The following is an 11,969-nucleotide window of genomic DNA, read 5'->3' on the forward strand; positions in this document are numbered from 1 at the left end:
CATCGCCGCCGGTGAGCGAGTGCTGCAACGGAGGCAGGAAGACCCGGGGGCTTCGAGTGCCGGCAGTACCCCCGACGTGTGCCGACGCGGGCTTGAGCTCGTCACAGCCCGACGCCGAACACCAGCGGCACGATCGTGTAGAGCGCCACGATGATGACCGCGAGCGAGATGACGTTGAGCCACACGCCGGCTCGAACCATCTGCTTGATGGTCACCTCCCCGGAGCCGAAGGCCACCGCGTTCGACGGCGTCGCGACGGGGAGCATGTAGGCCGAGCACACGGCCAGGGTGACCGTGATGGTCATCAGCAGCGGATCCAGGCCGATCCCGACCGCGATGGCGCCGAAGATGGGGAAGAAGGCGGCGGCGGTGGCGGTGTTGGAGGTCAGTTCCGTCAGGGCCAGGCCGACGACGGCCACGGCCAGGATGATGACGACGGGCGGCAGCCCGGCCAGGCCGCCGACCTCGTTCCCGATCCACTGGGAGAAACCGGTCGCAGAGAACATGGCCGAGAGGGACAGGCCGCCGCCGAAGAGCAGCAGCAGGCCCCAGGGGATCTCCTTGGCCGCGGACCAGCGCAGCAGCGGGGTGCCGGCCGGGTCCACCGAACGCTTCTCGGCGGGGACGAGGAAGCAGGCGATGGCGGCGGCCATGGCCACCTGGGTGTCCGAGATGGTGCCGAGGAACGGCAACGCGGAGGCGACCGCCGGGATATCGGCGATGAAGGGCACGAAGACCCAGAAGAAGATGGCCAGCAGGAAGATGGTGGCCACGCGGCGTTCGGGGGTCGTCATCCGGCCGAGGTTGGCCAGCTCCTGACGGATCATCTCCGCTCCGCCCGGGATCCGATCCACCTCGGGCCGAAAGACCAGGCGGGTCAGCACGAGCCAGGCGATGATGAGCATGACCACGGCCCACGGCACGCCCACCAGCATCCAGCGGCCGAACTCCATGTCGAAGCCGTGGGCCTCGCCCAGATAGGCCTTCATCAACGCCATGGGCGGCTGGCCGATGAGCGTGGCGGTCGAACCGATGGTCACGCCGTAGGCGACGCCGAGCAGCATCGACGCGGCGAACTTCGCACCGCCGGCCCGGCTGTCCACCCGGCGCACCAGGCGCAGGATGGACACCGCGATCGGCACCATGATGACGGCGGTAGCCGTGTTGGACACCCACGCCGAGATGAAGGCCGAAGCGGCCATGAGCCCGAGCACGATCTGCGTCGGGCGGGTGCCCACGGCGCGGATGGTCACCATGGCCACGCGAAGGTGCAGGTTGGACTTCTCCGTGGCGAGGCCCAGGATCACGCCGCCCATCACGAGGAAGACGACGGAGTCGGCGTAGGGGGCGGCGACCTCACCCATCGTGCCCATGCCGAACAGCGGGAACAGCACCAGCGGCAGCAGGGAGGTGACCGGGATCGGGGCAGCCTCCGTCATCCACCAGATCGCCATCCACAACGCGCAGCCCGCGACGGCCCTACCTTCGAAAGGCAGCGAGTCCGGCAGGACGAGGCCCAGGATCAGGCCGGCCGCCGGCCCGAGGGCGAGCAGCGCCCAGTTGCGCTTCGTGCCGCCGTCGAACGAGTCGGTACCCGTCTGTGGGGCGGGGGAGGCGTCGGGAGCCGGAAGCGTGGCCGCGGCGGACAGGCCTTTGTCCGGGGCAGGCGACTGGGGTGACATGGATATCCCTCGGAATGGTTGGTGGGGTCTCGGCAGTCCGGCGCGCTGGCCGACCTGCCGGTCGGCGCGGGGCCCGCGCCGTTGCTTCAGTGGCGCGCTCCACACTAGGGCGCGCGACCTAGAGGTTGAAGTACATATTGGACGCCGATTGATATGTTCATCGTCTTATTGGGGCTCGAACTGGTCTTTCCCTCGCGACCGAGAGGCTCCCTAGGGTGACCTGCGACGAAAGGGAGGCGGCGTGGACATCCGACAGCTGCGGTACTTCGTGGCCGTGGCCGAGGAGCGCCATTTCGGTCGTGCCGCCGAGCGCCTGCACATGGCGCAGCCGCCCCTGTCCCAGCAGATCAAGCAGCTGGAGGCCTCGCTCGACACCACCTTGCTCGAGCGCACCACCCGCAAGGTCGAGCTGACCGAGGCGGGCCGGCTGATGCTCGAGCGCGCCCGGCGGGTCCTGGCCGACCTGGACGCGTTGGCCCACGACGTGCGCGAGGTCGGCCGTGGCGCGGCCGGCGTGCTGCGCGTGGGCTTCGCCGGCTCGGCCACCTACCGGCTCATGCCCTCCCTCGTCCAGGTGGCCCGCGCCGAGCTTCCCGGTGTGCAGCTGCAGGTCCAGGGGGAGCTGCTGACCCCGGACATGGAACGGGCCCTGCTGGACAACCGTTTGGACGTGGCCGTGCTGCGTCCTCCGGTCCAGTCCCGCCAGGTCCACATGGAGGTCTTGGAGGAGGAGCGCCTGTTGGCCGCCGTGCCTCCCGGGCACCGATTGGCTCCGGCCACCGGCGACGTGTCCCTGTCCGAGCTGGCTGAGGAGGACTTCATCTTCTACCCGCCCACCTCGGCCATCGCCACCATCACGCGCGAGGCTTGTCGCCAGGCCGGTTTCCGGCCGCGCATCGTGCAGGAGGCCGGCGAGACGTCCACGCTGCTGGCCTTCGTCGGAGCCGGGATGGGCGTCGCGCTCGTGCCGGAGGGTGCCCGGTGGGCCGGCCCGCACGGGGTGGCCTACCGCCCGGTGACCGCCACGCCCGCCGTGGAGCTCGCCGTGGCCTGGTCGGCCGACCGGCGGACCGCCTTCGTGCCGGCCTTCCTGGAGCTGGCCCGCCGCGCGTCGGCCACTCTCGCCAGTCCGGAGCCGAAACAGAGCGTCGAACCCGGTTCTTGCCGTTCGGCCAGCACCACCAGCCCCACCGACACGACCACCCCTGCTGAGGAACGCCCGTGAAGATCGAGCGGATCGAGACGATCCCCTACGCCATCCCGTACTCCCATCCGTTGGCGTTCGCCTCCGGTGCCGTGCACACGGCCAGCCATGTCCTGGTGCGCATCCACACCGACGAGGGGGTCACCGGTGTCGCCGACGCCCCGCCACGGCCGTACACCTACGGGGAGACCCAGGCCTCGATCAAAACCGTGATCGACGAGGTGTTCGCCCCGCAGGTGGTGGGCCTCGACCCGTTCGACAGGGAGAAGATCCACGGGGTGATGCGCCGCACCATCCACAACCAGGTGGCCAAGGGCGCCATGGACATCGCCCTGTGGGATCTCGCCGGCAAGGCCTTGGGGATGCCCGTGCACAAGCTGCTCGGCGGCTGGACGGACTCGATGCGCGTCAGTCACATGCTCGGTTTCCGGCCCGCCCCGGAGCTGCTGGAGGAGGCGCGCCGCTTCGGCGAGGAGTACGGCATCACCACCTTCAAGCTCAAGGTCGGCCGCAGACCGCTGGACCTGGACGTCGAGGCGTGCCATGTGCTCCGCGAGGGCCTGGGCGACGGGGTGGAGATCTACCTGGACGCCAACCGCGGATGGACCGCCAACGAGGCGCTGGAGGTGTTGCGCCGCACCGAGGGCTTGGGCTTGACCCTTCTCGAGGAGCCCTGCGACGCCAAGGAGGCGATGAGCCGCCGCCGGCTGGTGGAGAAGTCGCCGATCCCGGTGGTCGGGGATGAGTCCGTGCCGACCGCCGGCGACGTCTCACGAGAACTGCTCTCGGGTGGCTGCAACGCCGTGTGCATCAAGACCGCTCGCTCCGGCTTCACCGAGGCCACCGAGATCCTGGGCTTGTGCACCGGTCTGGGAGTGGACGTGACCATGGGCAACCAGATCGACACCCAGGTCGGCTCACTGGCCACCGTCACCTTCGGTGCCGCGCATCAAGCCAGCTCGCGGCGGGCCGGCGAGCTGTCCAACTTCCTGGACATGGCCGATGACCTGATCGCCGAACCGATCCGGATCCAGGACGGGCGGATCACCGTCCGCGACCTGCCGGGCGTCGGCGCGGACATCGACGAGGAGAAGCTCGAGAAGTACCGCGGCGACCGCTGAACGGGAACTCCCGCAGTGCGCCGGGCCGGACGGCACGGGTTCCCGTCCTGCGGCCAGTCACCAGAAGCACAACCTTGAGGACGGAGAAGAATGCTCTACCTGGTCCGGATGGACGTCAACATCCCCGCCGACATGCCCGCCGAGGAGCTCGCCCGGCTCCAGGCCGCCGAGAGGGAGTACTCCCAGTCCCTGCAGCTCGACGGCCGCTTCAAGCACCTCTGGCGGGTGGCCGGGGAGTACGCGAACTACTCCGTCTTCGAGGTCTCCGGCAACGACGAGCTGCATGAGCTGCTCTCCGGACTTCCGATGTTCAGGTACATCACCGCCCACGTCACGCCCCTGGCGACGCATCCCAACGCCGTCCAGCGCTGACCTGACCGCGGCCCGGATCGGCCACAGCCCGGGCAGGGCCTCTCACGAGCCGGGTGCGTGCGGACTACCGCGTCCGCTGCGCGTGCCGGCGGTCCGCGGCCTCGCGGCGTTCCGCGCCCTCCTCGCGGGCGGCGCCCTCGCGCCGCTCCAGCTCCTCCTGGGCGATCCGCTCGTTGCGGCGGGCCACCAGCAGCTCGGGCAGCTCGCGGGCCAGCTCGTACCCGTCGCGGCCCTTGACCGTGGGCACGCCGTGCTCGGCGTTGGCGCTGCGGCGCGGGTTCGGCTCCTCGATCGCCTCGGGCGTGCCGTGGGAGAGTACCTGCTCAGCGGGGGAGAGCTCACGGATGGCGATGGCCGACACGTGCCGCGGGTGCTCGCGAGCGACGTCGTCATAGATCATCGGGTCGTGCTGGCCGTCGTCGCCCACGAGCAGCCACCGGATCTGCGGGAACGTGATCATGAGGTTGCGCAGCTGGGTGCGCTTGTGCTCGATGCCGGAGCGGAACCACCCGGTGTTGGTCGGCCCCCAGTCGGTCATGAGCATGGGTCCGTCGGGGTAGCCGTGCTGGCGCATGAACCCGCGCAGCGTGGGCACCACGTTCCACGCGCCGGTGGACAGGTAGAACACCGGCGCGGTGGGCGCATCCTGCAGCACCGTGCGGTAGAGCTCGGCCATGCCGGGCACCGCCTTGCGTGCGTTGGTGTGCCGCACGAACGTGTTCCACGCCGCCAGCAGGGCGCGCGGAAGCATGGTCACCATGATCGTGTCGTCCACGTCCGAGACGATCCCGGCGCGCACGTCCGGGTCGACGACGAGCACCCGCGCCGTGGCCGGCTCGGCCGCGCGGGCCTCGATGGTCACGTCGTGCCAGCCCGGGGAGAGCCCGTGGTCGCGGACGATGACGTCGATGTACCCGCCGCGGTCGGTCGTGGTGTGCACCTCCTGGTCCCCGGCGCGCACGACGACGGGCAGGTAGCCGACCTGGGCGGTGAAGAACGCCCGCCAGCCGCGCTTCGCCTCGCCGGCGACGTTGATCGGCCCGACCGGGGTGATCTCGTCGTCGGGCGGGGTGCTGGGGTCGGCCATGAGGACCCGGCCGAGCACGTGGACGCTGTGGACCGAGCCGTACCCGGTCAGCCCGATGGTGCGCGGCCGCCAGCCCTTCTTGCGCAGGTAGCGCACGCTGCGGCGGTTGATCGCGTCGTCGAGCGCGAGGCCGATCCGAGACAGTGCCACGGCTGACACCCTAGACGGCGCCGTGGCGGCGGGCTCGGGCGGCCGCCCGCGCCGCCGGTCGGCGCGTCGCGGTCGCGGCCGGGCACGGCAGGGGCCGGGCGCCCGTCACGGATCGCCCGGCCCCGTCGTCGCGCCTCAGAGCGTGCCCTCGCGGCCGTGGATGCGGCGGTCGTCGTGCCGCTCGACGTACTCGGTGTGCGTGGTGTTGGTGCGCTGCCGGTTCATGATCAGCGCGACGACCAGGGCGATGAGGCCCGCCGCCATGCAGATGTAGCCGACCATCGTCAGGTCGACGCCGCCGATGCCGTCGGACACCGCGAACGCCAGGATCGCCCCGACGACGATCAGGAAGATGCCGCCTCCGATTCCCATGCGCCGTTCCTTCCCTCGGGACCCGCGCGTGCAGGTCGGTGCGGTCAGTGTGGTGGCGGACGGAGCCCTCCGCATCCGGAGGGGCCGGAGGCGGTCCGCAACCTCAGGGGCGGTCGGGGCCTCTACCGCTCGCCGTGGTCCGCTACTTCTCGCCGTGGTCGTAGAACCCCTTGCCGCTCTTGACGCCCAGCTCGCCGCGCTCGAGGTAGGAGTCGAGCACCTTGATGGTCTTGTCCGACAGGGCCGGGTTCTCCGCGATGTAGTGCAGCTCGATGTCCTTGACGACGTCCAGGCCGACGCGGTCCATGAGCTCGAAGGGGCCGAAGGCGGTGCCCCAGTTGATCTTCCACATCGCGTCGATGTCCTGCGGGGTGGAGACCCCGTCGGCCACGACGGACAGGCACTCGCGCTTGATGGCCGCCCAGATGCGGTTGAAGATGAAGCCCGTCGACTTCTCGTGCGCGACGAACGGGTGGATGCCGTGCGGCGGCAGCACCTGCTGGAGCAGGTCGAGCACCGCCGGGTCGGTGCGGCCCGAGCTCATGAGGTCGGCCGCGTTCATCACCGGCGGCTGGTAGAAGTGCAGGTTGACCACCCGCTCGGGGTGGGCGACGTCGTCGATGAAGTCCCCGCTCGCGTAGGACGAGGAGTTCGAGGCCAGGATCGCGTCCGGCGCGGCGACGCGGTCCAGCTCGGCGAAGATCTCGCGCTTGAGGTCGAGCTTCTCCGGCACCGCCTCGACCACCAGCCACGCGTCCGCGACGGCGGCCGCGAGGTCGTCGGTGAGCTCGACCGTCCCCGGCCTGCCGCCGTCGACGGTCTCGACCACCCGCGGCAGCTGCTCCTCGACGAAGGCCTTGGCCGCGTCCCGCGCGTCGGCGGAGAGGTCGTAGATGCGGACCAGGCCCCCGCGGTCGGCCAGCATGAGGGCGATGCGCCGACCGAGCGTCCCGGCGCCGATCACCGCCGCAGGGCGGTTCTCGATGTTCGTCGGCAGGGTGAACGTCATGACTCCTCCTCTTCCCGGGGCGACCCGCCCCGTCCTTGGCACCGTAGGTCCGATTTCCGGGGAGCGCCGCACGAGGCCCCGACCCGCCCGGTGAGGTCGGCGCCGCCGCACCGCCGCGGCCGTGCCGGCGGCGCCGCTTACACTCGAATGCCTTCTGTGGCGGTCCGGAACCGTGGCGGGGGCGCGGCAGCGGCGGACGACGAAAGGCACATCGTGGGAGCGGCGGCACCCGACCGGACGACGACACGGACGGTCACCCGTGACCGCCTCGAGGCCCTGCCGGAGGCCGGCGCCCCGGTCACCCCGCTGCGAACCCGGCTCGCCGCCGTCGTCATCACCCTCGGCGGGCTCCTCTTCGGCTACGACACCGGCGTCATCGCCGGCGCGCTGCCGTACATGGCCCGGCCGGAGGGGGCCGGCGGGCTCGCGCTGACGCCGGCCACCGAGGGCCTGGTGACGTCCTCGCTGCTGGTCGGCGCCGCCGTCGGCGCCATGGCCAGCGGCCGCCTCTCCGACCGGCACGGCCGACGGCGCACCCTCCTGGTCCTGGCCGTCATCTTCACCCTCGGTGCGGTGGGGACGGCGCTCGCGCCTGGGCTGGGCGCGATGGTCGCCGCCCGGGTGGTCCTCGGCCTCGCCGTCGGCGGGGCGTCGGCGACCGTGCCGGTCTTCCTCGCCGAGCTCGCGCCCCAGGAGTCCCGGGGCAGCTACGTGGCCGCCGACCAGCTGATGATCGTCACCGGTCAGCTGCTCGCCTACACGCTCAATGCGGTCCTGGCGCACACCGTGGAGGGCCCGCACACCTGGCGGTACATGCTCGCGCTGGCGTCGGTGCCGGCCGTGGCGCTGTGGGTGCTCGTGCGCCGGGTGCCCGAGACGTCCCGGTGGTTCGCCGCCCGCGGACGCTACGGCGACGCCCTGACCACCCTGCGGCGCACCCGGCCCGCCGGCCACGACGCCGTGGGCGAGCTGCTCGAGATCGTCCAGGTGGCCGACGCCGAGACCGCCACCCGCCGGCTCGGCTGGCGCGACCTGCGCGCACCGTGGATCCGGCGGCTGATGCTGGTGGGGATCGGCGTGGCCGTCATCCAGCAGGTCAGCGGCGTGAACACGATCATGTACTACGCGCCCACCCTGCTCGAGCGCACCGGGCTGGCCACGGACGCGGCCCTGACCGCGACCATCGCCAACGGGGTCGTGTCCGTGCTGGCGGCCGTCCTCGGCCTGCGGATCGTGCGACGGGTGCGCCGCCGGACGATGCTGCTGGCCGGGCAGGCCGGCATCCTGCTCGCGCTGCTGGCCCTCAGCGCGGTGTTCGCCGCCGCGGTGGAGCCGGCGCTCCGCGCCGGCGGGGTGCCCCCGCTCGGCGCGAGCTACCTGGTCCTGGCGTTCATGCTGGTGTTCCTGCTCTTCCAGCAGGCCGCCCTCTCGCCGGTGACGTGGGTGATGCTCTCGGAGGTCTTCCCCCTCCGCATGCGCGGGCTCGGCATGGGCATCGCCGTCTTCCTGCACTGGTGCGTCAACGCGGTCATCTCCTTCACGTTCCCGGTCCTGGTCGACGGCGTCGGCGGGGCGGCGACGTTCCTGCTCTTCGCCGTCGTCAACGCCGGGGCGATCCTCTTCGCCTGGCGGCTCATCCCCGAGACCTCGGAGCGCTCGCTGGAGGAGCTCGAGGAGGACTTCCGCCGCCGCTACGCCTGACCGGGCGGGACCGCGCCGGGTTGCGGACCGTCCCGAGGCCCTTACGTTGGAAAGCAGCCCAGCAGGGCCGCCCGCCAGGCGGGTCGGCCCCGCACGTGGGCCGACCCGGCGGCGGCCGGGTCGTCGACCAGCACGAGAACAGAGGAGGACAGCATGGCCACCGGCGAGACCGGCTTCGACGACGTCACCTACGACCTGATCTCCGTGCAGTACCACTCCCTCAAGGCCGGGCACGACTACGGGCAGTACGTGCGCGACGCCCGCAACGCCGGCAAGGAGGACATCGCCTCCTTCTTCGAGGAGGTCATGGCCCAGGACGCCGAGCGCGCCAAGAAGTGCCACGAGTTCCTCAAGGCCCTCGGCGGCATCGACAAGACCCAGCCGCAGCAGGCCTGAGGCGGTCGCCGCTCCACCGGCGGCCCGTGCTGTCGGTTCGCCGGTGAGCACGGCGCCTCACCACGGCCCACGGCCCCTTCCGCAGCCGGGACCACCCACCAGGTCCCGGCCGCGGGAGGGGCCGTTCTCCGCCCCCGCGGTCACACGGCGTCGATGCGCGCCAGGCGGCGGGCCTCGGCAAGGTGCTCGGCGGTCACCTGCACCTCGTAGCCGCTGGCCTCGAGGGCCTTGACGCTGGCGAAGTCGCGCTTGCCGCGGGTGCTCCAGTGGGCGAGGAAGCCGAAGAGCGCGCCCCACAGCGCGGTGAAGATCACGGCGGCGACGATCATGCCGAACCAGGCCTGGCCGGGCACGAACAGCGAGAGCAGCAGGCCCAGCAGGAGGCCGAACCACGCCCCGCTGGCGGCGCCCTCGAGCGCGGCACGGCCGTTGGTCTTGCGGCGGGTGACCTGCTCGACGGTGTGCAGGTCGGTGCCGATGATCCGCACGTTGCTCACCGGGAAGCCGCTGTCCGAGAGGAAGTCCACCAGGTCCTGCGCGTCGGCGTAGCCCTTGAGCTCGATGAGCGGGCGGTAGTCGGCCGCGTTGCTCATCGCCTGGGGAAGGTTCGGCAAGGTCATGGCGTCGCTCCCGTCGGTCGAACTGGTTCGGGCTCTCCAACCAAACTACGACCGGCCGATCCGCCATGCACCTTCGGATCGGCCGTGGCCGGGCGGGCGGCGCTGACTATCCTGGAGGCGGTGGCCGGCACGTCACCGCTGCCGGCCCTGTCGCACGGAGAGGTGCGCAACGTGTCCGAGGCCGCCGGTTCACCGTCCCCCGAGGATCCCCTGGCCGCCGTCGCCGGCGCCGACGACTCGGCCGCGCCCCCTGCGCCCGCCGAGGTGCGTGGCGCCGCGGCCGCGCTGCTCGAGCAGGCCGGGGCGGGCCATCACACCGCCCGCGCCCGCGGCGCCCATCCCGACCAGTGGGGCTGGGACTCCTGCCTGGTCGCCATCGGCCTGCGCCACGTCGCGCCCGACCGGGCCCAGACCGAGCTGGAGGCGCTGCTGACCGGGCAGTGGGAGGACGGCCGCCTGCCCCAGCTCATCTTCGAGCTCGGCCACGAGGCGGAGGTGGCACCCGGGGACGCCTTCTGGCGCTCCCGCGGCGTCCCCGGCTCGGCCGCGCTGCCCACCTCGGGGCTCGTGTCTCCGCCCGTCCACGCCGCCGCGGCGCTCCTCGTCCACCTCGCCGACCCCGGCCGCTCCCGCGAGCGCGGCTTCCTCCCGCGCCTGTACCCGCGCCTGCTGGCCTGGCACCGCTACCTCGCGACCCGGCGGGACCACCGGGGAGCCGGGCTGGCGAGCATCGTCCACCCGTGGGAGTCCGCCACCGTCGGCTCGCCGCTGTGGGACGAGGCGATGGCCGACGTGCCGGCCGCCGGCCCCGACCTCTCCGCCCAGGACGCCGTCCGCATCGGGGCGCCGGAGCCGGGCGCCCCGACCGAGCTCGCCCGCGAGCTCTGGCTCGCCGGCCGCTACCGGGACGCCGGGTACGACGACGAGGCCGCGGCGGCCCACCCGTTCGCCATGGAGGACCCGGCGTTCAACGCCCTGTGGGCGGTCTCGGAGCTCGCGCTGGCCGAGATGGCGGTCGAGCTCGGCCGGGACCCCGCCCCGCACCGCGCCCGCGCCACCCGCATCACCACCGCCCTGGAGGGCCTCTACGTCCCCGAGCTCGGCGTCTACGGCGCCCACGACGTCGTGCGGGAACGGCTCGTGCGCCGTCCGACCGTCACCGGCCTGGTGCCGCTGCTGCTGCCCGAGCTCGGGCACGCCGACGACCTCGTCGCCACCCTGCGCGGGCCGGGGTTCCTCGGCGGCGGGGCGCTGGTCGTGCCCAGCTACGACCTGCGCGCCCCGGACGTCGACCTCACCCGCTCCGGGCGCGGGCCGGGGTGGTTCACCACGAACTGGTTCGTCGTCACCGGGCTGCACGAGCACCTCGAGGGCCCCCTGGCCGACGGCGTCGCCGAGCAGCTCCTCGCGCTCGCGGTCCGTCACGACTTCCCTGAGCACGTCGACCCCATGACCGGCGACCCGCACCCGGTCCGCGGCGTCAGCGCCACGGCCGCCGTCGTCCTCGACCTCGCGGCCGCCCCGCACCGGCGCTGACACCGGGCGGCGCGTCAGCGGCGCGCCGCGGTCCCGCGCGTCAGTCGATCTCCTCCCCGGCGAGCGCCCTGGCGGCGAGCCCCTCGGAGCTGGCCACCTCCCAGACCTCCTTGGCGGCCGCGACGTTGACGACGACGATGATCAGCCCCAGGACGATGTCCGGCCAGCCGCTGCCCAGCCAGAGCGTGAGCAGCCCCATGGCGATGATCGCCAGGTTGATCACCACGTCGTTGCGCGCGGCGAGCCACGCGGCCGTGGTCATCGACCCGCCGTGATGGCGCAGCCGGGCGAGGATCAGCGTGCAGGCGAGGTTGACGACGACGGCGCCACCGGCCGTGAGCAGCAGGGCCAGCGGGTCGGGCGGCGCGGGGTGGGAGACCTTGGCGAAGGCCTGCCACGCCGCCGCCAGCGCGGGGACCAGGATGATGCCCGCCATCACCTTGCCCATCCGGGCCCGCCAGGCCAGGGACCAGCCCAGGGCCAGGAAGATGAGCAGGTTGACGGCGGTGTCCTCGAGGAAGTCGACGCTGTCGGCGAACAACGAGACCGAGCCGATCGCGAGCGCGATGCCGGACTCCACGAAGAAGTAGGCGAGGTTGAGCGCGGCCACCAGGAGCACGGTGCGGCGCAGCCGCCGTGGCGTGATGGTGGTCGCCCCGTCGCTGCCGCCCGTCTCGCGCACGCCCACATCCCCGCCTTGCCCGTCGTCGTCGAGGTCA

12 protein-coding genes are annotated in these 11,969 nt (G+C 72.3%); 6 read left to right on the top strand and 6 right to left on the bottom strand.

Annotation, left to right across the window (positions count from 1 at the left end):
• Window positions 1-101: 101 nt before the first annotated feature.
• Window positions 102-1,682 (bottom strand): SLC13 family permease, encoded by a 1,581-nt coding sequence (locus tag GD970_RS11400; RefSeq protein WP_193314922.1) that lies wholly within the window; start codon window positions 1,680-1,682, stop codon window positions 102-104.
• 241 nt (window positions 1,683-1,923) lie between these two features.
• Here GD970_RS11400 and GD970_RS11405 point away from each other — a divergent pair, with 241 nt between their 5' ends.
• The 3 genes from GD970_RS11405 to catC all read left to right on the top strand — a co-directional run bounded on the left by GD970_RS11405 (window position 1,924) and on the right by catC (window position 4,379).
• On the top strand, window positions 1,924-2,907 hold the full coding sequence (locus GD970_RS11405) for a LysR substrate-binding domain-containing protein (RefSeq protein ID WP_152203017.1): 984 nt from the start codon (window positions 1,924-1,926) through the stop codon (window positions 2,905-2,907).
• Complete coding sequence (locus tag GD970_RS11410; protein WP_152203018.1) at window positions 2,904-4,007, top strand: mandelate racemase/muconate lactonizing enzyme family protein; 1,104 nt, start codon at window positions 2,904-2,906, stop codon at window positions 4,005-4,007. The genes GD970_RS11405 and GD970_RS11410 overlap by 4 nt, the downstream gene beginning before the upstream one ends.
• 90 nt (window positions 4,008-4,097) lie before the next feature.
• Window positions 4,098-4,379 (top strand): muconolactone Delta-isomerase, encoded by a 282-nt coding sequence (gene catC / locus GD970_RS11415; RefSeq protein ID WP_152203019.1) that lies wholly within the window; start codon window positions 4,098-4,100, stop codon window positions 4,377-4,379.
• Between the two features lie 64 nt (window positions 4,380-4,443).
• On the opposite strand, the gene GD970_RS11420 is transcribed toward catC, so the two are convergent.
• The 3 genes from GD970_RS11420 to GD970_RS11430 form a co-directional block, all read right to left on the bottom strand.
• A complete protein-coding gene (locus GD970_RS11420) occupies window positions 4,444-5,616 on the bottom strand; it encodes an App1 family protein (RefSeq protein ID WP_152203020.1) in 1,173 nt (390 codons plus the stop codon).
• Window positions 5,617-5,751: 135 nt separating this feature from the next.
• Window positions 5,752-5,988, bottom strand: coding sequence for a DUF6458 family protein (locus tag GD970_RS11425; RefSeq protein WP_152203021.1), 237 nt, complete (start codon window positions 5,986-5,988; stop codon window positions 5,752-5,754).
• A gap of 142 nt (window positions 5,989-6,130) precedes the next feature.
• Complete coding sequence (locus GD970_RS11430; RefSeq protein ID WP_152203022.1) at window positions 6,131-6,997, bottom strand: 3-hydroxyacyl-CoA dehydrogenase family protein; 867 nt, start codon at window positions 6,995-6,997, stop codon at window positions 6,131-6,133.
• A 213-nt stretch (window positions 6,998-7,210) separates the two neighbouring features.
• On the opposite strand from GD970_RS11430, the gene GD970_RS11435 reads away from it, so the two are divergent.
• Together GD970_RS11435 and GD970_RS11440 are read left to right on the top strand one after the other, a co-directional pair.
• On the top strand, window positions 7,211-8,698 hold the full coding sequence (locus GD970_RS11435; protein WP_226925296.1) for a sugar porter family MFS transporter: 1,488 nt from the start codon (window positions 7,211-7,213) through the stop codon (window positions 8,696-8,698).
• A 153-nt stretch (window positions 8,699-8,851) separates the two neighbouring features.
• Window positions 8,852-9,094, top strand: coding sequence for an acyl carrier protein (locus GD970_RS11440; RefSeq protein ID WP_152203024.1), 243 nt, complete (start codon window positions 8,852-8,854; stop codon window positions 9,092-9,094).
• Between the two features lie 140 nt (window positions 9,095-9,234).
• On the opposite strand, the gene GD970_RS11445 is transcribed toward GD970_RS11440, so the two are convergent.
• Window positions 9,235-9,714, bottom strand: coding sequence for a general stress protein (locus GD970_RS11445; protein WP_152203025.1), 480 nt, complete (start codon window positions 9,712-9,714; stop codon window positions 9,235-9,237).
• 120 nt (window positions 9,715-9,834) lie between these two features.
• Between GD970_RS11445 and GD970_RS11450 the strand changes: the two genes are divergently transcribed.
• Entirely contained in the window at window positions 9,835-11,250 is a 1,416-nt protein-coding gene (locus tag GD970_RS11450; RefSeq protein ID WP_152203026.1) for an MGH1-like glycoside hydrolase domain-containing protein, read from the top strand.
• A 40-nt stretch (window positions 11,251-11,290) separates the two neighbouring features.
• Here the strand turns inward: GD970_RS11450 and GD970_RS11455 are convergent, their stop codons facing one another.
• A complete protein-coding gene (locus GD970_RS11455) occupies window positions 11,291-11,932 on the bottom strand; it encodes a cation transporter (RefSeq protein WP_226925297.1) in 642 nt (213 codons plus the stop codon).
• Window positions 11,933-11,969 lie beyond the last annotated feature (37 nt).

Origin of the sequence: Georgenia thermotolerans, assembly GCF_009193185.1 — a bacterium.
GTDB classification, from domain to species: Bacteria; Actinomycetota; Actinomycetes; order Actinomycetales; family Actinomycetaceae; genus Georgenia; species Georgenia thermotolerans.